Source organism: Streptomyces sp. NPDC001380 (assembly GCF_042895785.1).
Taxonomy (GTDB): domain Bacteria; phylum Actinomycetota; class Actinomycetes; order Streptomycetales; family Streptomycetaceae; genus Peterkaempfera.
Map to the genome: position 1 here is coordinate 1 of NZ_JBIAWP010000029.1, position 24,478 is coordinate 24,478.

The 24,478-nt window shown below is 75.1% G+C and carries 21 protein-coding genes; 12 read left to right on the forward strand and 9 right to left on the reverse strand.

Annotated elements, in window-relative coordinates; genetic code table 11:
* The first annotated feature begins 102 nt into the window (after positions 1–102).
* Positions 103–2,598, forward strand: coding sequence for an RHS repeat-associated core domain-containing protein (locus ACFY07_RS25780; protein WP_390871986.1), 2,496 nt, complete (start codon positions 103–105; stop codon positions 2,596–2,598).
* A 5-nt stretch (positions 2,599–2,603) separates the two neighbouring features.
* Entirely contained in the window at positions 2,604–3,095 is a 492-nt protein-coding gene (locus tag ACFY07_RS25785) for a hypothetical protein (protein WP_390871941.1), read from the forward strand.
* Between the two features lie 366 nt (positions 3,096–3,461).
* Here the strand turns inward: ACFY07_RS25785 and ACFY07_RS25790 are convergent, their stop codons facing one another.
* Complete coding sequence (locus ACFY07_RS25790; protein WP_390871987.1) at positions 3,462–4,022, reverse strand: transposase; 561 nt, start codon at positions 4,020–4,022, stop codon at positions 3,462–3,464.
* Between the two features lie 106 nt (positions 4,023–4,128).
* On the opposite strand from ACFY07_RS25790, the gene ACFY07_RS25795 reads away from it, so the two are divergent.
* The 5 genes from ACFY07_RS25795 to ACFY07_RS25815 all read left to right on the forward strand — a co-directional run bounded on the left by ACFY07_RS25795 (position 4,129) and on the right by ACFY07_RS25815 (position 9,085).
* Positions 4,129–4,740, forward strand: a complete 612-nt coding sequence (locus tag ACFY07_RS25795) for a flavin reductase family protein (RefSeq protein ID WP_390871942.1) — start codon at positions 4,129–4,131, stop codon at positions 4,738–4,740.
* A 178-nt stretch (positions 4,741–4,918) separates the two neighbouring features.
* Positions 4,919–5,947 carry an L-threonine 3-dehydrogenase gene (gene tdh / locus ACFY07_RS25800; RefSeq protein WP_230746565.1) on the forward strand — a complete coding sequence of 343 codons (1,029 nt, stop codon included), beginning with the start codon at positions 4,919–4,921 and terminating at the stop codon, positions 5,945–5,947.
* Positions 5,948–6,016: 69 nt separating this feature from the next.
* A complete protein-coding gene (locus ACFY07_RS25805) occupies positions 6,017–7,210 on the forward strand; it encodes a glycine C-acetyltransferase (RefSeq protein WP_390871943.1) in 1,194 nt (397 codons plus the stop codon).
* 4 nt (positions 7,211–7,214) lie between these two features.
* Positions 7,215–8,180 (forward strand): LysR family transcriptional regulator, encoded by a 966-nt coding sequence (locus tag ACFY07_RS25810; RefSeq protein ID WP_390871944.1) that lies wholly within the window; start codon positions 7,215–7,217, stop codon positions 8,178–8,180.
* A 104-nt stretch (positions 8,181–8,284) separates the two neighbouring features.
* Complete coding sequence (locus ACFY07_RS25815) at positions 8,285–9,085, forward strand: PIG-L family deacetylase (protein WP_390871945.1); 801 nt, start codon at positions 8,285–8,287, stop codon at positions 9,083–9,085.
* A gap of 52 nt (positions 9,086–9,137) precedes the next feature.
* On the opposite strand, the gene metG is transcribed toward ACFY07_RS25815, so the two are convergent.
* Together metG and soxR are read right to left on the reverse strand one after the other, a co-directional pair.
* The gene (gene metG / locus ACFY07_RS25820; protein ID WP_390871946.1) at positions 9,138–10,754 is read right to left on the reverse strand and encodes a methionine--tRNA ligase; all 1,617 of its coding nucleotides are present in this window, start codon (positions 10,752–10,754) and stop codon (positions 9,138–9,140) included.
* Positions 10,755–10,981: 227 nt separating this feature from the next.
* Positions 10,982–11,479: a redox-sensitive transcriptional activator SoxR gene (gene soxR / locus ACFY07_RS25825; protein WP_390871947.1), complete on the reverse strand. Its 498-nt coding sequence runs from the start codon at positions 11,477–11,479 to the stop codon at positions 10,982–10,984.
* Positions 11,480–11,535: 56 nt separating this feature from the next.
* Here soxR and ACFY07_RS25830 point away from each other — a divergent pair, with 56 nt between their 5' ends.
* On the forward strand, positions 11,536–12,237 hold the full coding sequence (locus tag ACFY07_RS25830; protein ID WP_390871948.1) for a transketolase: 702 nt from the start codon (positions 11,536–11,538) through the stop codon (positions 12,235–12,237).
* A gap of 113 nt (positions 12,238–12,350) precedes the next feature.
* The gene (locus ACFY07_RS25835; RefSeq protein WP_390871949.1) at positions 12,351–13,250 is read left to right on the forward strand and encodes a transketolase family protein; all 900 of its coding nucleotides are present in this window, start codon (positions 12,351–12,353) and stop codon (positions 13,248–13,250) included.
* A gap of 106 nt (positions 13,251–13,356) precedes the next feature.
* Here ACFY07_RS25835 and ACFY07_RS25840 read toward each other — a convergent pair whose 3' ends face one another.
* The 4 genes from ACFY07_RS25840 to ACFY07_RS25855 all read right to left on the reverse strand — a co-directional run bounded on the left by ACFY07_RS25840 (position 13,357) and on the right by ACFY07_RS25855 (position 17,189).
* The gene (locus tag ACFY07_RS25840) at positions 13,357–15,144 is read right to left on the reverse strand and encodes an MFS transporter (RefSeq protein WP_390871950.1); all 1,788 of its coding nucleotides are present in this window, start codon (positions 15,142–15,144) and stop codon (positions 13,357–13,359) included.
* Positions 15,141–15,692 (reverse strand): TetR/AcrR family transcriptional regulator, encoded by a 552-nt coding sequence (locus ACFY07_RS25845; protein WP_390871951.1) that lies wholly within the window; start codon positions 15,690–15,692, stop codon positions 15,141–15,143. Before ACFY07_RS25845 ends, ACFY07_RS25840 begins: the two co-directional genes overlap by 4 nt.
* 355 nt (positions 15,693–16,047) lie before the next feature.
* Positions 16,048–16,440, reverse strand: a complete 393-nt coding sequence (locus ACFY07_RS25850) for a cell division protein SepF (protein WP_230746577.1) — start codon at positions 16,438–16,440, stop codon at positions 16,048–16,050.
* A gap of 239 nt (positions 16,441–16,679) precedes the next feature.
* Positions 16,680–17,189 (reverse strand): DinB family protein, encoded by a 510-nt coding sequence (locus ACFY07_RS25855; RefSeq protein ID WP_390871952.1) that lies wholly within the window; start codon positions 17,187–17,189, stop codon positions 16,680–16,682.
* A 153-nt stretch (positions 17,190–17,342) separates the two neighbouring features.
* Here ACFY07_RS25855 and ACFY07_RS25860 point away from each other — a divergent pair, with 153 nt between their 5' ends.
* The gene (locus ACFY07_RS25860) at positions 17,343–17,783 is read left to right on the forward strand and encodes a YrdB family protein (protein WP_390871953.1); all 441 of its coding nucleotides are present in this window, start codon (positions 17,343–17,345) and stop codon (positions 17,781–17,783) included.
* Here the strand turns inward: ACFY07_RS25860 and ACFY07_RS25865 are convergent.
* A complete protein-coding gene (locus ACFY07_RS25865) occupies positions 17,762–18,883 on the reverse strand; it encodes a serine hydrolase domain-containing protein (protein WP_390871955.1) in 1,122 nt (373 codons plus the stop codon). The two genes, ACFY07_RS25860 and ACFY07_RS25865, sit on opposite strands and share 22 nt — an antisense overlap.
* A 79-nt stretch (positions 18,884–18,962) precedes the next feature.
* Here ACFY07_RS25865 and ACFY07_RS25870 point away from each other — a divergent pair, with 79 nt between their 5' ends.
* The gene (locus tag ACFY07_RS25870) at positions 18,963–20,090 is read left to right on the forward strand and encodes a helix-turn-helix transcriptional regulator (protein WP_390871956.1); all 1,128 of its coding nucleotides are present in this window, start codon (positions 18,963–18,965) and stop codon (positions 20,088–20,090) included.
* A 57-nt stretch (positions 20,091–20,147) separates the two neighbouring features.
* Entirely contained in the window at positions 20,148–22,223 is a 2,076-nt protein-coding gene (locus ACFY07_RS25875) for a SpoIIE family protein phosphatase (protein WP_390871957.1), read from the forward strand.
* Between the two features lie 128 nt (positions 22,224–22,351).
* Here the strand turns inward: ACFY07_RS25875 and ACFY07_RS25880 are convergent, their stop codons facing one another.
* Positions 22,352–24,421: an MMPL family transporter gene (locus ACFY07_RS25880; protein ID WP_390871958.1), complete on the reverse strand. Its 2,070-nt coding sequence runs from the start codon at positions 24,419–24,421 to the stop codon at positions 22,352–22,354.
* Positions 24,422–24,478 lie beyond the last annotated feature (57 nt).

Consider the following 24,478-nt stretch of genomic DNA (forward strand, 5'->3'; position numbering starts at 1 on the left):
CGGGGTACTTACGGGGTGCTGGCACTGCTGTAGTTCTCCTTACGCCTGGATCGTAACCCAGGCTTCAAGGACTCCACGAAAATCAGTGCAGCTCACGGTGCTCTGCTCGCCGCGTTCACCTACGATCCGAACGGAAACCTGCTCACCACCATCGACGCCACCGGCGCGCGCACCGGCCGGGAGTACGACGCACAGGGCCGCCTGCTGTCGGTCACCGACGCCCTCGGCCAGAGCCGGCGCTTCGAGACCAACCCGGCGGGCCTGATCACCGCGGTGTCCGACGGACTCGGCCATACGGCCCGCGTCACCTACGACGCCTTCGGCCGGGTCGTCGCCTTCACCGATCCGTTGGGTGCGACCACCCGCCTCGTCCGGCGGACGGAGGGTGAGGTCACCCAGCGCGTCCATCCCGACGGCGCCAGGGAGACGTGGACCTACGACCCCGAGGGCAACGTCGTCGAGCAGCGTGACCAGGCGGGCGCGGTCACCCGGTTCACGATCGGCCCCTTCGGACGGTTGGCCGGCCGCATCCTGCCCGACGGTGAAGAGCAGCGGTTCGACTACGACACCGAGCTGCAACTGCTCGCAGTCACCACGAACGGTGCGACCTGGCGGTACAGCTACGACGAAGCGGGCCACCTGATCGGCGAGACGGACTTCAACGGCCGCAGTCTCGCCTACCGGCGCGACGGCGCCGACCAGCTGGTGGAGACCGCGGACTCCGCAGGTCGCCGCACCGCCTTCGCCTACGATCTGCTGGGCCAGCTGGTCGAGCGCAGGAACCACGACGGCACCGTGACCACGCTCGGCTACGACCGGCAGGGCTGCCTGACCCGGGTCGAGAGCCGCGGAAGGGTCCTGGAGTACACGTACGACGCGGTCGGTCGCGTCCTGAGCGAATCCGTCGACGGCCGGACGACGGCGTACGCGTATGACGCTCTCGGCCGGCGCACCAGCCGTACGACGCCGAGCGGCATCGTCTCGACGTGGAGCTACGATGCCAACAACCAGGCCACCGGTCTCAGCGGCCCGCTCGGCACCCTTGCCTTCACCTATGATGCGGGCGGTCGGGAGACCACCCGCTACCTGGGCAGTGCTGCGGCACTGACCCAGACATGGGATCCCTGCAACCGGCTCACGGCCCAGGCGATCTGGGCCCGTGACGCTGCCGCGGAGTCCCACAGCGGCTACACCGGTCTGCAGGAGCGCGCCTACGGCTACCGCGCCGACGGCATGCCGACCACCGTGACGGACCGGCTCCGCGGCGCACGCGGGTTCGACCTGACACCGGCGGGCCGGATCACCCGGGTGACTTCCCCTGCCTCGACCGAGAGCTATGCCTACGACCCTCTGGGCAACATCACCCGCGCCGAGAACACCCTCGAACCCGACGGCGCCGCGGCCGGTGAGCGCACCTTCACCGGGTCGCTGCTGCGCGCCGCGGGGCGCATGTCGTACGAGTACGACGACCACGGCCGCCCTGTCCGCGCACTGATGCGCACCCTGTCGGGCCGGCGCCGTGAGTGGCGGTACTCCTGGGATGCCGAGGACCAGCTGGTCAGGATCGACACGCCGGACCGCGGTTCGTGGGAGTACGACTACGACCCGATCGGGCGCCGTGTCGCCAAGCGGCGCCTGGGGGAGCGCGACGACCGGACCGGCGCCGTGCAGGACGTCGTGTTCGCCTGGGACGGCACTCAGCTGATCGAGCAGTACAGCACCTTCGCCGACGGCAGTCGCCACAACACCTCCTGGGACTGGGAGCCGGGCGCCTGGAAGCCGGTGGCGCAGACCGAGTGGACGTGGCACCCGGGCGCCGGACGCGATCGGGAGGTCACCGACCAGCACTTCTTCGCCGTCGTCACGGATGTGGTCGGTACCCCCAGTGAGCTGGTGACCGCAGACGGAGAGGTCGTTCGGCTCACCGACACGGACGTGTGGGGCCGCCGCCTCCCGGGCAACGCCGTCGGTGGACCGGCCTGCCCCCTGGGACGGCCCGGCCAGTACCACGACGAGGAGTCCGGGCTCGACTACAACCTCTTCCGCTACTACGACCCCGCAACCGGCCGCTATCTGACCACCGACCCCCTCGGACTGGACGCAGGACCCAACCCGCACGCCTACGTCCCCAACCCGCTGTTCTGGATCGACCCCCTCGGGCTGGCGAAGCAGCCCTCCGGCATGGGCGGCTGGTACGGCAAGCTTCAGCCGGCCAACTGGACCGACGGCAGCGACAACACGCGCTACGAGATCAACCACCTGCCCGCCAAGGACGCCTACCTCCACCTCGGTCTGCCCACCGACCTCAAGGAGGCCACCGGTCCGGCCATCCGGATGGAGTACGACGACCACCGGAACTTCATCAGCACCGGATCGGGACGCGCTTCGCAGGCCTGGCGCGCCAAACAGGCGGCGCTCATCAGGCAAGGCAAGTTCGACGTCGCGATGGCGATGGACATCGGCATGATCCGCAAGCAGTTCGGCACCAAGTACGATGCCGCGATCAAGGAGATGGTCGACTCGCTGCCGAACAACAGGAAGTTCCAGAAGTACCTGGCCGACAACGGCTGGAAGATCCGGACCTGCCTTCTAGGATGACACGCATGGACATCGAGCTGGACCCGCCGAACGGCATCACGGGCTTCCCCCTGGGCATGCCCGCGCAGACCGTCAAGGAGGCCGCCGCAGCGCTGGGGCGGGTCAAGGTGCAGGACGACGGATCCGCCAGCCGGTTCAGCTACATGAAGGTGACCGTCCTGCATCCGCAGTTCGAGGTCGTGTTCCACCTCGAGGACGGCCGGACCCTGACCGCCGCCGAGGTGTGGAACCCCCGTCCCGGCCCCGAGGACGTCACGGTGCGCTTCCGCGGCATCGACGTCTTCCGCACGCCCGCCCTCCGCCTGGTGGAGCAGCTGGAGACGATGGGCCTCACTGTCCTGCACAGCGAGCCCAGCTACTGGTCCGTCCCCCGGCTCTCCCTCGGCCTCACCCGCGTCGCCGGTCACGAGGTCCCCCTGGACACCGACGGCGGGCCGCTGTACTTCCAGGCGGTCCTGACCGGCCCCGCCGACTACTACGACCACCTGATCGCGTAGGTGCTGCCCGGGGACCATTCCGTCGTGGGATCCGCGATGCGTACAGCACCCTGATGGAGCACACCCGGTGCCTCTGCGGAGCCTGGTACCCGCCCACGCCGGAGTGCGGCATCGAGCACCGGGAGCACGCCTCCTTCGAGGAACCGATCGTCGCTGACGTCGGTTTGATCCCTGCGATGCCGCACGAACTCTGCCCGCATCCTGTCGACGGCCCACTGCCGGTCCGGATCCGCAACCTGGCCTGTCGGCCGATCCACCGTCACGGAGAAGGCTCAGTAGTTGATTGCGCGGGGATGGTGCGCGTCCGTCGACGGTGGAAGAATGAACGCTTTACTCCGGTTGAACTCGTGAAGTCCCGTCTTGTGATCAAGGTGGCTCGATCTTCAGACCGGTCCCGGCGAGGCAGCCATCGATCCGGTCGGGCCGGTACTGGATCTTCTTCAGCTTCCGCTTCACCACGCGGGTGAGGTGGTCGAGGTTGGTGGCGGCGAGGTTCGCCAGGGAGCTCTTGAGCTGCGACCAGATGCCCCCCTGCGGGTTGAGCTCAGGCGCATACGAGGGCAGCTGGAACACCGTCAGCCACTCCTTGTTCTCCTCGGCGAAGTCGAACAGCTCCTGGACCAGGTGCACGTTGAGGTTGTCCCAGCACCACACCAGCGGAGCACGGAGCTGCTGATGGGTGATGACGATCAAGTCCCGGTAGTCCCGCCACGTGAACGCCTTCCGCTCGCCCTTGCGGCCCCGGTAGACGTGGAGCTTGTAGAACAGGTGCGAGCGATCTCCGAGGCGGTAGCAGACCACGCCGGCCACGTTCAACCGGCCGCGGTTGCTGCCGCGCACGTGCACCACCGGGCGCGCTCCGCGCGGTGCCCAGGTGCGTCCCTTGGGCGGCCTCAGCCCCTGGCCTGTCTCGTCCGCGCAGCAGATCCAGCCGTGCCGGGCCGCCGCGGTGGTTTTATCTGAACCGCACCGGCTTGGTCGGACCGGGCTGCGCTGCTACGATCCGCCGCCCGCCGGTGTGGATACTGGCGGCATGCGCATCGACTACGACCCCGAGGCCATGGACGCGGGGGCCTTCTACAAGCTGCTGACCGCCGTCGTCGTCCCCCGGCCCATCGCGTGGGTCTCCACGCTCGCCGGCGACGGGCAGACGGCGAACCTCGCACCGCACTCGTTCTTCACGGTCGCCTGCACCGAGCCGCCGATCGTGCAGTTCACCTCCGTGGGGCGGAAGGACTCGCTGCGGAACGTGGAGGCGACGGGCGAGTTCGTGGTGAACTTCGCGCCCGAGCCGCTCTTCGAGCAGGTCAACGCGACGGCCACCGACTTCCCCGGCGACGTGGGGGAGTTCGACGCGGTGGGGGTGGAGCGGGAGCCCAGTGTGCGGGTGAAGCCCCCGCGGGTGGCGGCGTCGCCGGTGGCGCTGGAGTGCCGGCTCCACAGCACGCTGCGCCTCGGCAACTCCACCGTGGTCTTCGGGCAGGTCGTGCACGCCGCCGTGCGCGAGGAGGTCGTGGTGGACGGGCACCCCGAGATCACCCGGATGCAGCCGCTGTCCCGCCTCGGGAGGAACGAGTGGGGGCTGACGAGCGGCATCCGGGAACTGGCCCGGATCCGGTACCAGGACTGGGAGCCGCAGGGCTGAGCCCGCGACCGTGAAGCGCTGCTGCGGTTCCGCTTAAGAAAACCTCGATGGACTTAAACCCCGCCACCGGGCAGATTGCTCTCTGCCCGGTGGATCACCGGGCCGGGGACCACCCGCACCCCCAGAACCGCACGCGCGGGCCCCCGCGCGCAGGACCGCACGCACAGGAGCCGCAGCCGTGAAGGCACTGGTGAAGGAGAAGGCCGAGCCCGGGCTGTGGATGATGGACGTGCCGGAGCCGTCCGTCGGTCCCGGGGACGTGCTGATCAAGGTGCTGCGCACCGGCATCTGCGGCACCGACCTGCACATCCGCGCCTGGGACGGCTGGGCGCAGCAGGCCGTGCGCACCCCGCTGGTGCTCGGCCACGAGTTCGTGGGCGAGGTCGCCGAGGTCGGCGCGGACGTCGTCGACGTCGCGCCCGGCGACCTGGTGAGCGGCGAGGGCCACCTGGTGTGCGGCAAGTGCCGCAACTGCCTGGCCGGCCGCCGCCACCTGTGCCGCGCCACCGTCGGCCTCGGCGTCGGCCGGGACGGCGCGTTCGCCGAGTACGTGGCGCTGCCCGCGTCCAACGTGTGGGTGCACCGGGCCCCGGTGGACCTCGACGTCGCGGCGATCTTCGACCCGTTCGGCAACGCCGTGCACACCGCGCTGTCCTTCCCCCTCGTCGGCGAGGACGTGCTGATCACCGGCGCCGGCCCGATCGGCATCATGGCCGCCGCCGTCGCCCGCCACGCCGGTGCCCGCAACGTCGTCATCACCGACGTCAGCGAGTACCGCCTGGAGCTGGCCCGCAAGGTCGGCGTGAGCCTGGCCCTGAACGTCGCCGAGACCTCCATCGCCCAGGGCCAGCGCACCCTCGGCCTGCGCGAGGGCTTCGACGTCGGCCTGGAGATGTCCGGCCGCCCCGAGGCCATGCGCGACATGATCGCCAACATGACGCACGGCGGCCGGATCGCCATGCTGGGCCTGCCGTCGGAGGAGTTCCCCGTCGACTTCGCCCGCGTGGTCACCTCGATGCTCACCATCAAGGGCATCTACGGCCGCGAGATGTTCGAGACCTGGTACGCGATGTCGGTGCTGCTGGAGGGCGGCCTCGACCTCAGCCCGGTGATCACCGGCCGCTACGCCGCCGCCGACTTCGAGGCCGCCTTCGACGACGCCGCGAGCGGACGCTGCGGCAAGGTCATCCTCGACTGGACCGCCTGAGCCCTCCCCACGGCCGCCCCGCGGCCGCCCACCGCCGCCAAGCCCCTGCGCACCCCGGGAGCCCCCGCCATGTTCGACTCGGTACGCGACGACCTGCGCACCACCCTGGACGAGATCCGCGCCGCCGGCCTGCACAAGCCCGAGCGCGTCATCGGCACGCCGCAGAGCGCCGCCGTCGACGTGACCGCCGGCGGCCGCCCCGGCCAGGTCCTCAACTTCTGCGCCAACAACTACCTCGGCCTCGCCGACCACCCCGAGGTCGTCTCCGCCGCCCACGACGCCCTCGACCGCTGGGGCTACGGCATGGCCTCGGTCCGCTTCATCTGCGGCACCCAGGAGGTCCACAAGGAGCTGGAGGAGCGCCTCTCCCGCTTCCTCGGCGCCGAGGACACCATCCTCTACTCGTCCTGCTTCGACGCCAACGGCGGCGTCTTCGAGACCCTCCTCGACGAGCGCGACGCCGTCATCTCCGACGCCCTCAACCACGCGTCGATCATCGACGGCATCCGCCTGTGCAAGGCCCGCCGCCACCGGTACGCCAACCGCGACATGGCCGACCTGGAGAAGCAGCTCAAGGAGGCCGCGGGCGCCCGCCGCCGCCTCATCGTCACTGACGGCGTCTTCTCCATGGACGGCTACGTCGCCCCGCTGCGCGAGATCTGCGACCTCGCCGACCGGTACGACGCCATGGTGATGGTCGACGACTCGCACGCCGTCGGCTTCGTCGGCCCCGGCGGCCGCGGCACCCACGAGCTGCACGGCGTCATGGACCGCGTCGACATCCTCACCGGCACCCTCGGCAAGGCCCTCGGCGGCGCCTCCGGCGGCTACGTCGCCGCCCGCGCCGAGATCGTCGCCCTGCTGCGCCAGCGGTCCCGCCCGTACCTGTTCTCCAACTCCCTCGCGCCGGTCATCGCCGCCGCCTCCCTGAAGGCCCTCGACCTCCTGGAGGAGTCCGAGGGCCTGCGGCAGCGGCTGCGCGACAACACCGCGCTCTTCCGCTCCCGGATGACGGAGGAGGGCTTCGAGATCCTCCCCGGCGACCACCCCATCGCCCCCGTCATGATCGGCGACGCCGCTGTCGCCGGGCGGATGGCCGAGCTGCTGCTGGAGCACGGCGTGTACGCCGTCGGCTTCTCGTACCCGGTGGTGCCGCAGGGCCAGGCCCGCATCCGGGTCCAGCTCTCGGCCGCCCACTCGGCCGACGACGTGGAGAAGGCGGTGGCCGCGTTCGTCGCCGCGCGCGCCGCCCTGGCAGGATGACCGTGTGATCGATGCGCGGCGGCTGCGGACCCTCCGGGCGGTGGCGGACCACCGGACGGTGACCGCCGCTGCCGCCGCGCTGTACGTCACCCCCTCCGCCGTCTCCCAGCAGCTCGCCGCGCTGGAGGCGGAGACCGGGCACCGGCTCCTCGAGCGGCACGGCCGCGGCATCCGCCTCACCGCGGCCGGCGAGATACTCCTCAGCCACGCCAACGCCGTCCTCGCCCAGCTGGAGCGGGCCGAGGCCGAGCTCGCCGCGTACACCTCCGGCGCGGCCGGCGAGCTGACCGTCGCCTCCTTCGCCACCGGCATCGGCCTGGTCCTCGCCCCCGCCCTCGCCGGGCTGGCCCGCACCTCGCCCGGCATCCGGGTGCGGGTGCGCGACGCCGAGGGCGACGAGAGCCTGCCCATGGTGCTGGACGGCCGCGCCGACCTGGCCGTGGCCGTCGAGTACCGGGGCGCTCCGCGCGAGGACGACCAGCGGCTCGCCCGGGTGCCGCTGTACGCCGAGCCCTTCGACGCGGTGCTGCCGGTCGCCCACCGCCTCGCCGGCTCCGGCCGCGTCCCGGTCGCCGAGCTCGCCGAGGAGCCGTGGATCGGCCCCTACCCGGGCAACCCCTGCCACGACGTGGTGGTGCTCGCCTGCGAGTACGCCGGCTTCCAGCCCCGGATGGAGCACTCCTCCGACGACTTCCGTGCCGTCGTCGCCCTGGCGGGCGCCGGGGCCGGGGTCGCGATGGTGCCGCGCTCCGCGCTGCGCGGCATGGACCTCACCGGCGTCGTGGTCCGGCCCGTCGACGGCGTCGCCGCCACCCGCCGGGTCTTCGCCGCCGTGCGCCGCGGCGCCGAGGACCACCCGCTGATCCGGCCCGTCCTGGAGGCCCTGCGCACCGCCGCCGGCCAGGTCCTGCCGGCTGCCGAGGGTTCCGAGGGTGCCGACCGGGCCGCCGGCCCCGCCGGAGGCGGCTGATCCGGGCCGGATCCCGCCGGATCCCGCCGTCAGGCGGCCTGCCGCTGCCGCAGGCGGCTCGCTACGCTGAGGGGCCACCCAGGGGCGGCGGCGGGGGAGGCAGGATGGGTCTGCGGCGGGGACTGCTCGCGGTGCACGCGCATCCCGACGACGAGTCGCTCTTCACGGGCGGCGTGCTGGCCCAGCACGCCGCCGAGGGCATCCCCACCGCCGTGGTCACCTGCACCGACGGCGAGGTCGCGGAGGGCGCCCCGTTCGCCCCGCCGGGCACCCGGGCCGAGGAGCTGGCGCGGGCGCTGACGGTCCTCCGGGCGGGCAGGCCGGACATCCTCCCCTACCGCGACTCCGGACCCCTCGGCCGCGGGCACGGCTCGCTCTGCGCGGCCCCCTTCGACGCGCTGGTCGCCGCACTCGTCACCCGCATCCGCCTGCTGCGCCCCGCCGCCGTGGCCACCTACGACGCGTTCGGCGTCTACGGCCACCCCGACCACGTCCGCGTGCACCGGGCCGTCCTGGCCGCGGTGCACGCGGCGGCCCACGGCGGCGTGCAGCCGGAGGCGGGCCCCCCGTGGGAGGTCCACTCGGTCTGGCTGGCCACCGTCCCCGAGTCGCTGGTCCGCGAGCTGACTGCACTGGGCCTGGAGGCACCCCTGCCCTGCACCCCCGACGACCGGATCTCGGCGGCTGTCGACGTGCGGCCCTGGCTGGACGTCAAGTGGGAGGCGGTGCGGGCCCACGCCTCGGAGTTCGCCCGCGGGGCCCGCATCTCCGCCTTCCAGGAGCCCCGGCTGCGGCGGCTCTGCCTCGGCACCGAATGGTTCCTGCACCACCCCGGCCCGGCCGCCCGCCCCGCCGCGGCGCCCCGCGCCCGGCCCCGCCCCCGCCTGCTCGCCGACCCGTTCTGAGACCGGCCGCCGTCCCGTCGGCCCGCCCCCGGCAGGCGCCGCCGCCCGTCGGTCAGCCACCACCGCCCGGGCCGGAGAGCCGGGGGAAGAGCGGCACCGGAGGCGCCAGTGTGCTCCCCGCGCACCGCGCCGCGATCCGCGCCGCACCGTCGGGGAGGAAGGGCGCCAGTTCCCTCCCCAGGGTCCGGCAGCAGTGCACCAGGACGGCCAGGGACTCGTCCAGCCGTCCGCCCGCCCTCCGGTCGCCGCCCCCCTCCGCGCGGGCGAGCTCCCAGGGCCGCACGGACTCGACGTACCGGTTGGCCTCCTCGACGACGCGGAGGACCGCCCCGGTCGCCCGCCGCAGGTCGAACGCGTCCAGCGCCTCCGACACCTGCACGGCCACCTCCCCGCACGCCGCCACCGCCGCGCAGTCCGGCAGCGGTGCCTGCGGCACGGCCCCGTCCCGGTAGCGGTGGACCATGGCGACGGTCCGGCTGACCAGGTTCCCCACCCCGTTGGCGAGGTCGGTGTCGTACCGGGCCGCCAGCCGCTCCTCCGTGAAGTCCACGTCTCCCGTCCGAGGCACCTCGCGCAGCAGCCACCAGCGCACCGCGTCCGTCCCGTACCGTCCGACCAGCTCCACCGGGTCGGCCGCGCCGCCGCCCGCCGACTTGCTGATCTTCCGCCCGTCCGCCGTCAGGTAGCCGTGCACCAGCACGTCGGTCGGCAGCGGCAGCCCGGCGGAGAGGAGGATCGCGGGCCAGTGCACGGCGTGGAAGCGCACCACGCCTTTGCCGACGTGGTGCACCCGCCGGTCGCCGCCCTCCCACCACGTGCGGTAGGCCGCGCCGTCGGTGGCGTAGTCCAGCGCGGTGATGTAGTTCCCCAGGGCGTCCCACCACACGTACACGACCTGGCCGGGGTCGTCCGGCACCGGCACGCCCCAGCCGCGGGCCCGCTCCCGGGAGCGGGAGACCGGGAAGTCCCGCAGCCCGGAGGCGATGAAGGCGAGCACCTCGTTGCGGCGCGCCTCCGGTTCGACGCGCAGCCTGCCGCTCGTGACGAGGGCGTGCAGCCGCTCCGCGTACCGGGAGAGGCGGAAGAACCAGTTCTCCTCCACCACCAGGTGCGGTTCGGTGCCGTGCTCGGGACAGCGGCCGCCGTCGAGCTCCTCCTCGGACCAGAACTGCTCGCAGCCCACGCAGTACAGGCCCGCGTAGTGCTTCCGGTACAGGTCGCCGTTGGCCGCACAGGCCCGCCACAGCCGCTCCACCCCGGGCCGGTGGCGCGGGTCGCTGCTGGTGCGGAGGAAGTCGTCCGGGGAGAGGGAGAGCGGGCCGTGCAGCGCGGCGAACGCGTCCGCGTTCCGGTCCACCAGCTCCCGCACCGGGACGCCCAGGGACTCGGCGGCCAGCACGTTCTTCAGCGAGTTCTCGTCGGTGCCGGTGAGCAGGCGCACCCGGTGGCCGAGCCGGCGGTGGTGCCGGGCCAGCACGTCGGCCTGCACCAGCTCCAGGGCGAAGCCCAGGTGCGGGCGGGAGTTGACGTAGGGGATGGTGGTCGTCAGGTAGTGGCGGGGCGCACCGGAGCCCGTGGATCCGGCATGCGCCGGGCACGGCCGGTCCGGCTCGTGCGCCTCGTCCGGCTCGTGTGCTTCCTGCGGCTGGTGCGCCTGGGTGTCGTCCACGGTCGGGGAGCTCCTCGTCGTCGGGCGGCGGGGCTCCGGGTGCGCGGTGCGCGCCGAGGCCCCGGTGCGGGGCCTCGGATGGTGTGGTCGTCCGGATTCAGCAGCCCCTGGAGCGGGGCATCATCGGCTGGTGCGCGGGCGGCCTGGACATGCGGCCGACGCTAGCAGGGCGCACGGGCCGCCCGCACCGGGATTCCTCCGCACCCGGGACGGCCGCCGCGGCCCCCTCAGCCCCCCGCCGGTTCCGCCGACTCCGCCGGTTCCGGCGGCTCCGGCGGCTCGTCGCCGAGCAGGTAGCGGGCTCCCGGCCCGCCGTCCGCCGCCGCGTCGTCGGGGTTGTACAGCCGGCAGGTGCGCAGCGACAGGCAGCCGCAGCCGATGCAGCCGTCGAGCTTCCGGCGCAGCCGCTCCAGCTCCGCGATCCGGGCGTCGATGCGGTGCTGCCAGGTCGACGCCACCCGCGCCCACTCGCGGGCGTTCGGCGACCGGTCCTGCGGCAGTCCGCCCATCGCCCGCCGCGCCTCCTCCAGCGACAGGCCGACCTGCTGCGCCGCCCGGACGAACGCGACCCGGCGCAGCGCCGCCCGCGCGTACCGGCGCTGCCCGCCGGCGGTCCGCTCGGAGTGGATCAGGCCCAGCTCCTCGTAGTAGCGCAGGGCGGAGGGGGCGAGTCCGCTGCGGGCGGAGAGCTCCCCGATGGTGAGGCGGTCACGGAGTGCGGTCACACCGCCGATCCTAGGCCCCTTGACTTCAAGCGCGCTTGAGGTTGCAGCATCGTCCCATGACGCTGACCAGTGAGAGCGCACGCCTCGGCCACCGCGACCTGCCCCGCCTGATGGCCCTGATGACCGGCGACGAGAAGCACGGCCCGGCCGCCACCTCCACCCTCGACGTCCTGTGGGTCCTCTACGACCGGGTGCTGCGCGTGACGCCGGAGACCGCCGACGCCCCCGACCGCGACCGCTTCCTCCTCTCCAAGGGCCACGGCCCGATGGCCTACTACGCGGTGCTCGCCGCCAAGGGGTTCCTCGACCCGGCGCTGCTGTCCGGCTTCGGCGGCTTCGACTCGCCGCTCGGGTACCACCCCGACCGGGTGCTGGTGCCCGGCGTGGAGATCGGCAGCGGCTCCCTCGGCCACGGCCTGCCGCTGGGCGTGGGCACCGCGCTCGGCCTCCGCGCCCAGGGTCTGACCGACTCCCGGGTCTGGGTCCTCACCGGGGACGCCGAGCTCGACGAGGGATCCAACCAGGAGGCCGCCGCCTACGCGGGCGCGGTCGGCCTGGAGGCCCTGCACACCGTCGTCGTCGACAACTCCTCCGCCACCCACGGCCGCCGCGGCGGCATCGCCGCCCGGTTCGCGGCGGAGGGCTGGTCGGTGCTCACGGCGGACGGCCGGGACCACGAGGCCCTGGAGGAGGCGTTCACCGCCCCGCACCCGGGACGGCCGCACGCCGTCGTCGCCGTCGTCGAGCCGAAACACTGACCGGTCCGCCCGCCGGCCCGCCCCGGACGCCCCGCCCCTGCCCGTCCTCCCTGCCCGCCTGCTCGCCCGCCCGTCCCTCCGTCCGCCTGCCCGCCCGATCAGGAGACCCCGCCGTGCCCGCCATGCGCGACCGCTTCGCCGCCGTCACCACCCGCCTGCTCGACGAGGACCCGCGCCTCGCCCTTGTCCTCGCCGACATCTCCGCCGACCGCTTCACCGCGGCCGCCGCCGCCCACCCCGACCGGGTCCTCAACGTCGGCATCCGCGAGCAGCTGATGGTCTCCGTCGCCGGCGGCCTCGCCCTCACCGGCCTCCGGCCGGTCGTGCACACCTTCGCGAGCTTCCTCGTCGAGCGCGCCTTCGAGCAGGTCAAGCTCGACCTCGACCACCAGGACGCCGCCGCCGTCCTGGTCAGCGCCCTCGGTTCGTACGACTGGCCCGAGGGCGGCCGCACCCACCAGGCGCCCGGCGACGTGGCACTGATGGACACCCTGTCCGGCTGGACCGTCCACGTGCCCGGCCACCCCGACGAGGCCGAGGTGCTGCTGCGGGACGCCGTCGCCTCCGACGACCGGGTCTACGTGCGGCTCTCCGCCCAGCAGAACGCTGCCGCGCGGCCCGTGGTGCCCGGGCGGTTCACCCCGGTGCGGCAGGGCTCGGCCGGGACGGTGGTCGCGGTCGGACCGATGCTCGACGCGGTGCTCGCCGCCGTCGAGGGACTGGACGTCTCCGTGCTCTACGCCGCCACCGTGCGGCCCTTCGACGGCGCCGCGCTGCGTGCCGCGACGGGGGGCGCGGCCGACGTGGTGCTGGTGGAGCCGTACCTCGCGGGCACTTCGGTCCCGTTCGCCGCACAGGCGCTGGAGGACCGTCCGCACCGGCTGCTCGGCCTCGGCGTCGCCCGTGCCGAACTGCGCCGCTACGGCACCATGGCCGACCACCTCGCGGCCCACGGTCTGGACCCCCGCTCCCTGCGCGCGCGCATCTCCGGCTTCCTGCCGCTGCCGGTGTGACGCCGGACCCGGCCGGGGTCCGCCCAGGTCCGGCCGGGTCCGGCGGCGTGTCCCGCCCGGTGGGGCGGGGCCGGGCCGTCCCGGGACGGCCCGGCCCCGCCGGCCGTCAGGCGGCCGTCCGGTGGACGGTGCACCGGTCCGCCGGGTCCGCCTCCCGGCCGCCCGCCGGGGCGGCGGGGAGCCCGCCGGGCCGCTCCGTGGCGGCGCGGTCCACGCCGGCGGCCTCCCTGCCGTGGCGCTCGACACCGGCCCGCTCCACACCGGCCCGCTGTGCGCCGACCCGTTCCGCGGCGGACGGCCGCCCGGTGCGGCGCAGCAGCAGCCAGGCTCCGGCGGCCGCCGCCGCGGGCAGCGCCCCGGCGAGGAGCGAGGCCGTGCCCATGCCCTCGACGAAGGCCTGCCGGGCGGCCGCCATGACCGCCTCGGCCGCCGGGCCGGGCAGTCCGGCGGCGACCTCGGCGGCACCGCCCAGGGAGTCGCGCACCCGGTCGGCGGCACCGCCGCCGACGCCCGCCGGCACGGCGACCCCGGCCCGGTACAGGCCGGTCAGGACCGATCCGATCAGCGCGATGCCCAGGGCGGCCCCCAGCTCGTACGCGGTCTCGGAGACCGCGGAGGCGGCGCCCGCCTTGCGGGCGGGGGCGGCGGCCAGCACCAGGTCGGTGGCCAGGGTGTAGACGACGCCCTCCGCCGCGCCGACGGCGAGGAAGGCCGCGCCGAGCAGCGGGTACGGGGTGCCGGTGCCGGTCCAGCCGAGGGAGCCGAGTCCGGCGCCCATCAGCAGCAGGCCGCCGGCCAGGGCCGCCCGGGGGCCGGAGCGCCGGGCCAGCCGTCCGGCGAGCAGGCCGCCCGCGATCGCGCCGCCGAAGGCGGGCAGCTCGGCGAAACCGGCCCGCAGCGGCGACCAGCCCCGGACGAGCTGGAAGTACTGCGAGACGAAGAAGACCACGCCGGACAGGCCGACCAGCGCGACCAGCGCGGCGGTCACCGCCGCGGTGAAGCGGCGGTCGGCGAAGAGGCGGACGTCCAGCAGCGGCACCGCGAGCCGCAGCTGCCGCCGGACGAACACGGCCAGGGCGGCGGCACCGGCCAGGCCCGCGGCCAGGACGTCGGCGCGGCCGGGGCCGTGCACGGCGGCCTCCTTCACCGCGTACACGGTGCCGACGACGCCCGCCAGGGACAGCGCCACGCTCGGCAGGTCCCACGCGCCGGGCCGCGGGTCCCGCGACTCGGGGAGCAGCCGGGCCCCGAGGACGAGCAGCAGCGCCATCACCGGCAGGTTGACCAGGAAGACCGAGCCCCACCAGAAGTGCTCCAGCAGCAGGCCGCCGAGCAGCGGACCGGCCGCGGCGCCCGCGGTCGCGGCGGCGCCCCAGACGCCGATGGCGGTGGCCCGCTCGCGGTCGTCGGGGAAGAGGGTTCGGATGAGCGACAGGGTGGACGGCATGATGGCGGCGCCGGCGACGCCGAGCACGGCGCGGGCGGCGATCAGGGCGCCGGGGCCCGGCGCGTACGCGGCGGCCAGCGAGGCCGCGCCGAAGCCGGCCGCGCCCCAGAGCAGCACCCGCCGGCGTCCGAGGCGGTCGCTGAGCGAGCCCATGGAGACCAGCAGGCCGGCCAGGACGAAGGAGTAGACGTCGCCGATCCACAGGAGCTGGGTGCCGCCGGGCCGCAGGTCCTCGCTGATGAAGGGGACGGCCAGGGAGAGCACGGTGGCGTCGACGGCGACCAGCAGCACGCCGAGGACGAGCACGCCGAGGGGGGTCCACCGGCCGCGGTCCGACAGGGCCGGTGCGGTGGTGGCGGGGGCCGCGGCGGTCGGGTGAGCGGCGATGGGACGCGTGCCGGCGGTGGCGGGGGTCGCGGGGGTGTGCTGCGTGCGGGGGGTGGTCATGGTGCGGATCTCCTGGTGGCTCCGCCGAGGAAGAGCTCGGCGAGGGCGTGGGCACTGTCGCGGGGGGCCAGCCGGCCGTCCTGGACGGCCCAGCCCACGCCCGCGACGAGGTCGAGGAAGGCCTCGCTCAGCCACGCGGCGGGAAGTTCGATGCGGAAGGCGCCCTCCTGCTGGCCGCGCAGGAACAGGGCGCGGACGCGGGCGTCGAGGCGGTCCCAGGCCTCGCTGATCCCGGTGTCCTCGTAGAGCTTGCTCTCGCCGGTCAGGAAGGCGCAGAGCTGCGAGAGCGGGATGACGGCGTCGACCAGCCGGCGGACGGCCGCCACCGCGTCGCCCTCGTCGATCCGGGCGTCGTCCAGGGCCTGGGCGAACCGCCGCAGGGCCAGTGCGCCGACCTCCCGCACCAGGGCGTCGCGCCCGGGGAAGAGCCGGTGCAGGGTGGCGCGGCTGACGCCCGCGGCGCGGGCGATCTCGTCCATGGCGGCGTTCGGCTGCCGGGAGAGGACGCCGACGGCGGCGTTGAGCACGGAGTCGCGGTCGATGGCCATGAGTCAACCATAGCCCATGTGAGACACAACTGTCTCACTGGTAATCGTGGCGTATCCGATGAGACCTTCCCGGAGCGCTTGCGCGGGGGAGGCGTGCAGGGGAGGAGGTGCGCCGGAATCGACCGGACCGCGTCCGACCCGCGCAGGTCCGGTGACCGTGCGGCCCCTGCGCCCGGCCGCGGCCCGGCCGGTCCGGCCGGTCCGCCGACACGCCCGCGCGGGGGCGGCCGGGAACGCGCAGAAGCCGGCGTGCGGCACGGGGCCGCCCGCCGGCTTCGTGGCCGGAGGCTCGGGAGGGGAGGGAACAGGAGGGGACGGGAGCGGGACGGGGCGCAGCTGCGGCCGCCCCGGAGCGTCAGCTCTGGTTGTAGAACCCGGTGTCGTCCAGCGGCCGGTCGATCACCATGACCTCCACCTCCGGCGGTGTCAGCAGGAACACCCGCCGGGCGATCCGCTCGATGGAGCCGCGGGTGCCGAAGACCAGGCCGGAGGCGAAGTCGACCAGCCGCTTGGCGTCGGCGTCCGGCATCTCCGAGACGTCCATGACCACCGGCGTGCCGGACCGCACGTGCTCGCCGACCACCCGGGCGGTCTCGAACCCGCTCGGGCGCACCGAGACGATCCGCGCCGCCTCGGCCGGGGCGGGCGCCGCCACCGCCTCCGTGGCCCACGGATCCTCGTGGACGGGGACCGCGTAGCCGCCGGAGGGCATCAGCCACCCGTGGTGCTCGTCACGAAGTGCTCCCATGCCGCGCCTCCTCATCCCGTCACATCCTGTTCCGGCGGCCTACCCGTCTTCTGACGTGTCATCCACTCGCCGGAACTGTCCGAGTATCGCACTGATCAGTCCATCCGCGCCCGCACGGGACCGCCGTACGGGTCGTGGCGCGTGCGACACCGGTCGTCTCCTGCGACGCCGCAGCCCGGCGCCCGGTTCCGCGGACGGGAACGTCAATCCGGCGTGACCCGGCGTCACCCTTCCGGTCGTCACTCCCCGGTGGCACCGTCGATCCGCTCGCGCAGCAGGTCGGCGTGGCCGTTGTGGCGCGCGTACTCCTCGATCATGTGGACGAGGATCCAGCGCAGCGAGACGTCCTCGCCGCGCCGCTGCCTCCTGCCGACCGTGTCCAGCGGCAGGCCGGCCGCGGCCTTCCGCGCCCCCTCGCACTCCGCCCGCCAGGTGGCGAAGGCCTCGGCCGGGTCGGCGGTGTCCACGTCGTCGAAGTCGCCGTCCGGCCGCTCCTCGCTCCAGTAGCGGCCCCGGGTGAACTCCTCGCCGCCCAGGATCCCCTGGAACCAGTGGCGCTCCACCTCGGCCATGTGCCGCACCAGGCCGAGCAGGGACAGGTTCGACGGCTCCGCCGAGCGGCGGCGCAGCTGGTCGGCGTCCAGCCCCTCGCACTTGAGGGCGAGCGTGGCGCGGTGGTAGTCCAGCCAGGAGTCCAGCATGGTGCGCTCGTCGGAGACGAAGGACGGGTCTGTGCGTGTCTCGGTCATGCCGGACATCCTGGCGGCCCGCTCCCGGGGGCGCGAGCACATTTCCGGGCGCCCGGACCCCGGGCCGCGCTACGGTGGGGCGCCCCCGACGACCGGAGGCCGGACCGCGTGGGGGCCGGACCCCGGCGGCGGGGGACGACGAGGGGGACGGCGATGCGCGGTGCGGTGAAGGGGGCCAACCTGGCCCTGCGCTTCCTGCTGGAGCTGGTGGCGTTCGCCGCACTCGCCTACGGCGGCTACCACGCCCCTGCGCCCCTGCCGCTCCGGATCGCCCTGGCGGTGCTGCTCCCCGCGGCCGCGGCCTGGCTCTGGGGCCGCTACGCCTCGCCCCGCGCGGTCGTCCGCTCGGCCCCCGCCTGGCTCGCCACCCAGCTCGCCGTCATGGGCGCCGCCGCCGCGGCCCTGACCGCCACCGGGCACCCGGCCGCCGCCGCCGGCTTCGCCGTGCTCGTGGTCGCCAACACCGCGATGCTGGCCGCCGTGGGCTCCTGGCACCCGCCCCGTCCCGGCGGCGCTCCCCGCCCCGGCGGCGGACCCGGCCCCGGCGGGCGGGCCGACCGCCGGGAGGGCGGTCAGCCCGCCAGCGCCCCGTAGGCGGCGAGCACGACGGACGCGCCCCGCGCGTCGCCCAGCGCGCCCGGGTGCATCCGGTTCATCATGTACGCCACCGTCAGCCGCGCGTCGAGGTCGACCACCACCAGCGACCCGCCCCAGCCGCCCCAGAAGCAGGCCCGCGGGTTGGGGGAGACCGGCAGCTCGGGGCAGTTGAGCCCGTACCCCATGCCGAGGCGCAGCACCGCGCCGAGCACGCGGTCCGGCCCGTACGCCTGCTCCTCGAAGACCCGGGCGCAGCCCGCCTCCGACAGCAGCCGCACCCCGCCCGCCTCGCCGCCGCAGGCCAGCACCGACTGGACGGCGGCCACCGAGCGGGCGTTGCCGTGGCCGTTGGCGGCCGGGACCTCGGCGCGGCGCCACGCGGCCGTGCAGGCGTCCGCGGGCCCGACGCGCGGGTTGCCGACCCGGGCGAGCGGGTCCGCGGGTGCGCCGGGCTCCGGCGGCGCCCAGGAGACCGGGGCCACCCGCGCGTCGTCCTCCGGTGCGAGCCCCAGGTGGAAGTCCGCGCCGAGCGGCCCGGTGACCTCCTCGGCGAGGAAGGCGCCCGGGGTGCGGCCGGTGATCCGGCGGACGACCTCGCCGACCAGGTAGCCCTGGGTCAGGGCGTGGTAGCCGGACTCCGAGCCGGGCTTCCAGGCGGGCGCCTGGCGGGCCAGCAGCCCGGTGGCCCTCTCCCAGTCGTACAGGTCGGCGACCTCCAGCCGCTCGGTCCACACCGGCAGGCCCGCGGTGTGGCCCAGCAGGTGCCGCACCTCCACCTCCTCCTTGCCGGCGGCGGCGAACTCCGGCCAGTACCGGGCGACGGGCGCGTGCAGGTCCAGCTCGCCCCGGTCGGCGAGGACCAGGGCGCACAGCGCCGTCATGGTCTTGGTGGTGGACCAGGTGTTGACCAGGGTGTCCCGCTCCCAGGGCCGGGTGCGCCCCTCGTCCGCCCAGCCGCCCCACAGGTCGACGACCGTCTCGCCGTCGAGCTGCACGGCCACCGAGGCGCCCAGGTCGGACCCGCGGTCGAGGGAGGCGGCGAGCGCGTCGCGCACGCCCTGGAACCGGTCGGCGCAGACGCCGTGGATGTCGGCCATGGCGGGACCCTACCGGCGGGTAGCCCGATACGGAACGGGGTCGTCCCCCGCACGGCCCGGCGGGCGGCACAATCGCGTCATGCGCGCCGACCGCCTCCTCTCCCTCCTCCTGCTGCTCCAGGGCCGCGGCCGGATGACCGCCGGGGAGCTCGCCGCCGAGCTGGAGGTCTCCGTCCGTACCGTCTACCGGGACGTGGAGGCGCTGGCCGCCGCCGGGGTGCCCGTCTACGCCGACCGCGGCCCCGACGGCGGCTACCGGCTGCTCGACGGCTACCGCACCCGCCTCACCGGCCTCAACGCCGACGAGGCCGGATCGCTCTTCCTCGCCGGACTGCCCGGACCGGCCGCCGAGCTCGGCCTCGGCGCCGAACTGGCCGGAGCGCGGCTGAAACTGCTCGCCGCCCTGCCCGCCGAGAACGCGGCCCGCGCCGAGCGGGTCCGCGAGCGGTTCCACCTCGACCCGGGACGCTGGTTCGCCGACGCGACGCCCGTGCCGCACCTGGGCGCGGTCGCCGACGCCGTCTGGCGGCAGCAGGGGCTGCGGATCCGCTACCGCAAGTGGGGCCCGGCCGAGGTCGACCGCGAGGTGCGCCCGCTCGGCGTGGTCCTCAAGGCGGGGGAGTGGTACCTGGTGGCGCAGGCCGGCGCCGACGGGCCGCCCCGCACCTACAAGGTCTCCCGCATCCTGGAGTGCGTCCCCGGCGGCGGCCCCTTCGAGCGGCCCGCCGGGTTCGACCTGGCCGCCTTCTGGGACGGCTGGTCCCGGCGCTTCCAGGAGACCGCCCACGGCCGCACCGTCGACGTGCTGCTCACCGCGGAGGCCGCCGCACGCGTCCGGGCGCTCTTCGCGCCGGTCCAGGCCCGCGCCGTCGACGCGGCCGAGGCCGCCGCGCGCGCCGCCGCGGGCCCCGGCGGCCCCGCCCCCGGACCGGTCCCCGCCCCGCGTCCCGCGGAGGCCCCCTGCCCCCCGGGGCTCCACGCCCCCGGCGCACCCGGCCCCGGCGCACCCGGCCCCGACGGCCGCCTGCGGGTGGCGCTCCCCGTCGAGTCGCTCCGCCACGCCGCCTCCGACCTGCTGCGCCTCGGCGCCGGCGCCGAGGTCCTCGGCCCCCCGGAACTGCGCGCCGAGATGGCCGCCGCCGCCCGCGCCCTGGCGGAGCTGTACGGGGGAGCGGACCCCGTGACCGGCTCCGCGACGTTAGGCTGAGACCGGGTCCGCAGGGCGGCAGCGCCGCCGGCGGCGGCCTGTGCACCGGGAGGCGAGATGGACGAGCACCCAGCCGGGTCCCGGCCCGACCCGCCGGCCCCGTGGCCCGCCGGTCCCGACGCCAGCCTGGCCCTCAACCGGATGGGCAGCTTCGACTGGGACCTCGACACCGGCCTGCTCCACCTCGACCCGGTCGCCCTCGGCATCTACGACCTCGCCCCCGAGGAGTACCGCTCGGACCCGCTGCAGCTGGGTGAACGCATGCCCCCGGAGGAGCGCGCCGCCGTCGACGCCCACGTCTCCCGGGCGATGAAGGACGGCAGCTCCACCTACGGCTACTACTTCCGCGTCCTGCCCCGCGACGGCGCCGACCGCTGGGTCCACACCCAGGGCCACATCCACCGCGACGCCCTCGGCCGCCCCCGCCGGGTCATCGGCATCCTCCGCGACGCCACCGACGAGCTGGCGCAGGCCGCCGACCGCCTCGCCCTGGAGCGCGAGCGCGCGCGCCGGGCCGAGGTGGTGCAGGGCACCGCCGCCGCCCTCGCCCACGCCGTCACCGTCCAGGACGTCACCGCCGTCCTCAGCGACCCGCACGGCCTGGGCCGCCTCGGGGCCGCCAGCCTGGTGCTGGGCGTGGTCGAGAACGGCCGCGTCCGGGTCCTCGCCGAGGGGCGCGAGGGCAGCAACGTGCCCGAGCTGGAGTGGACCCGCGTCGAGGACGACTTCCCGCTCAGCGAGGTCATCCGGACCAGGGGCCCGCTCTTCCTCACCTCCGCCGAGGAGTTCGCCGCCCGCTACCCGAGGCTGTGGCCGTACATCCGCCCGCTCGGCGCCACCGCCGCCGCCTACCTGCCGCTGGTGGCCCAGGGCCGCCCGATCGGCGGCCTCGGCCTCCTCTACCACGGCAAGGACTCCTTCCCCGCCGAGGAGCGGGACCTGCTGCTCGCCCTGAGCAGCGGCATCGCCCAGAGCCTGCAGCGGGCCATGCTCTTCGACCAGGAGCACGACCTGGCCAAGAGCCTGCAGACCGCGATGCTGCCGCGCAGCCTCCCCGAGGTCGCGGGCTTCACGGTCGCCGCCCGCTACCGCTCCGCCCGCACCGGCCGCGACATCGGCGGCGACTGGTACGACGCCGTCCCGCTGCCCGGCGGCCGCGTCGGCGTGATGGTCGGCGACGTCCAGGGCCACGACACCCACGCCGCCGCCGTCATGGGCCAGCTGCGCATCGCCCTGCGCGCCTACGCCGCCGAGGGGCACTCGCCGGCCACCGTGATGGCGCGCGCCTCGGTCTTCCTCTGCGAGCTGGACACCGACCGCTTCGCCACCTGCGTCTACGCCGACGTCGAGGCCGCCACCGGCACGGTGCGGCTGGTCCGCGCCGGGCACCTCGCGCCCATGCTGCGCCACGCCGACGGCTGGTGCCGCCAGGTGCCCGGCCCGGTGGGGCTGCCGCTGGGCCTGTCCGCCCAGTTCGGCGACCTGGAGTACCCGGTCACCTGCGTCGAGCTCGCCGCCGGCGAGACCCTGCTGCTGTGCAGCGACGGCCTGGTGGAGCGCCCCGGCGCCGACCTGGACGAGGGCATGGCCCTGCTCGGCCGCTCGGTGCACGAGGGCCCGCGCGACCCGGAGGCGCTGGCCGACCGGCTGTGCGAGGTGATGGCCGAGCAGACCGGCGGCGAGGACGACATGGCGCTGCTGCTCCTCACCCGGCTGGAGGGCGCGGCCGGGCCCGCCCGCCTCCTGCACCAGTACGTCGCCCCGGCCGACCCCCAGGCGCTCGTCGCCGCCCGCCACCTCATCCGGGAGGCGGTGCACAGCTGGGGCGTGCCGGAGCGCTCGGACGAGGTGGAGCTGGTCGCCGACGAGCTGGTCACCAACGCGCTGCGGCACACCGACGGCGGCGCCCTGCTGAGCCTGCGGCTGCTGGCCGGGGGCCGCCCCCGGCTGCGCATCGAGGTCCAGGACCGCTCCAGCGCGCTGCCCCGGCGCATCGAGCCGGGCTGGGAGTCCACCTCGGGCCGCGGCATGCTGCTGGTCGACCGGGTGGCCGACGTCTGGGGGGTGGACCCGCGGGGCGCCGGCAAGTGCGTGTGGGGCGAGTTCCTGGTGGCCCGGGGCACCGAGGGGTGACCTGCGGCCGCGCGCCCGGGACGGCCCCGCCCGGGCGGCCGCGACGGCCCGGACACACGACCGGACACACGGCCGGGCCGCCTCCCCGCGGCGGGGAGGCGGCCCGGTACCGGTCCTTGCGGTGCCCGCTACGCGTCGCGCCTCAGCCGGGCCGGCCACCAGGCCCGCTCGTCCAGGTCGTACACCAGGGCCGGCACCAGCAGCGACCGCACCAGCAGCGTGTCGAGCAGGACGCCGAAGGCGACGATGAAGGCGATCTGGGTGAGGAACGCCAGCGGGATCACGCCGAGCGCCGCGAACGTCGCCGCCAGCACCACGCCCGCCGAGGTGATCACCCCGCCGGTCGCGGTCAGGCCGCGCAGCACGCCCTCCCGGGTGCCGCGCCGCTTGGACTCCTCGCGGACCCGGGTCATCAGGAAGATGTTGTAGTCCACGCCGAGCGCCACCAGGAAGACGTACCCGTACAGCGGCACCGCCGGGTCGGTGGCCGTGAAGTCGAACAGGTGGCGGAAGACGAGCGCCGACACGCCGAGCGTCGCCAGGTAGGAGAGGGCGACCGTCGCCGCCAGCAGCACCGGCGTCAGCAGGGAGCGCAGCAGCACCACCAGGATCGCCAGGATGCAGAGCAGCACCACGGGCGTGATCACCGCCCGGTCGCGCTCCCCGGTGACCCGGGTGTCGTACTGCTGGGCGGTGAACCCGCCGACCTGCGCCTGCGCGCCCGGCACGGCGTGCACCGCGCTCCGCAGCCGCTTGACGGTGTCCACCGCGGCGTTGCTGTCGGCGGCGTCGGCGAGGGTGACGTCCAGCCGCACCCGGCCCTCGACCTGCACCGGGGCGCCGCCGGGCTTCCCGCCGGTCCACGGGGCGACGCCGCTGACGCCGTCGACGCCCTTCGCCGCCGCGGCGACCCGGTCGGCCGCGCCCGCCTCGGCGATCACGACGGCGGGGTTGCCGGAGCCGCCGGGGAAGTGCCGGGTGAGCATCTCCTGCGCCGCCACCGACGGCTGGGCGGTGGTGAACAGCTCGCTCTGCGGGACGCCGCCGGACTTCAGCAGCGGCGAGAACGCCGCGAACACGGCGAGCACCGCGAGGCTCAGCGCCCACACGGCGCGCGGCCGGCGCCCCACCAGGGCGGCGACGCGGCGCCACACGCCGTGGACCGGCGTGCCGTCGCCGTGGGCGGGCTTCGCGGGCCAGTACGCCGTGCGGCCCAGCAGCACGAGCGCCGCCGGCAGGAAGGTCAGGGCGGACAGCACCGCGCAGGCGATGCCGATGGCGCCGACCGGGCCGAGCGCCCGGTTGTTGCTGAGGTCGGAGAGCAGCAGCACCAGCAGGCCGAGGGCCACGGTCAGGCCGGAGGCCGTGATGGGCTCCACCGACTGCCGCCAGGCCGTGCGCATGGCGGCGAAGCGGTCGGCCTGCTGCTCCAGCTCCTCGCGGAAGCGGGCGGAGAGCAGCAGGGCGTAGTCGGTGGCGGCGCCGATCACCAGGATGGACAGCAGGCCCTGGATCTGCCCGTCGACCTTGACCAGGCCCTGCTTCGCCAGCGCGTACACGATCGCGCAGGCCACCCCGAGGGCGAAGACCGCCCCCATGATCACCAGCAGCGGGAGCAGGACGCTGCGGTAGACCGCGAGGAGGATCACCAGCACCACGCCGAGGGCGACGCCGAGCAGCAGCCCGTCGATGCCGGCGAAGGCGCCCGCGAGGTCGGCCTGGACGGCGGCGGGCCCGGCGAGCCCGGCCGTGACGCCGGGCACCTGCGCCACGGCGGCGCGGACGGCGTCGACGCTGTCGGGCACCTTCTCGCCGAGGTCGGAGCGGAGCTCCACCACGCCCTCCAGCGCCTTCCCGTCCTTCGACGGCAGCGCGGGGGTGGCCTTGCCGGTGGCGCCGGGGACCTGTGCGGCCTTCTGCAGGGCCTGCTGGGCGGCGGCGCGCTGGGCGTCGGTGACGCGCCCGTCCTTCGCCTCCCAGACGACGACGATCGGCAGGCCGGCGTCCTTCTCGAAGGCCCGCCGGGCGGCGGCGACCTCGGTGGACTCGGCGCTCTGCGGCAGGAAGCGGGTGCTGTCGTTGGTGGCGACCTCGCCGAGCCTCCCCGCGAAGGAGCCGAGCCCGCCGCCCAGGGCGAGCCAGGCCACGAGCAGCAGGAGGGGGAGGAGCAGCCGCGTTCTGCGGATGTTCTTGGGCATGGCAGGGGGAGTCCTCGATCCGGAGGGAGGTATCTCTCAATCGTTGAGAAGCTTAAC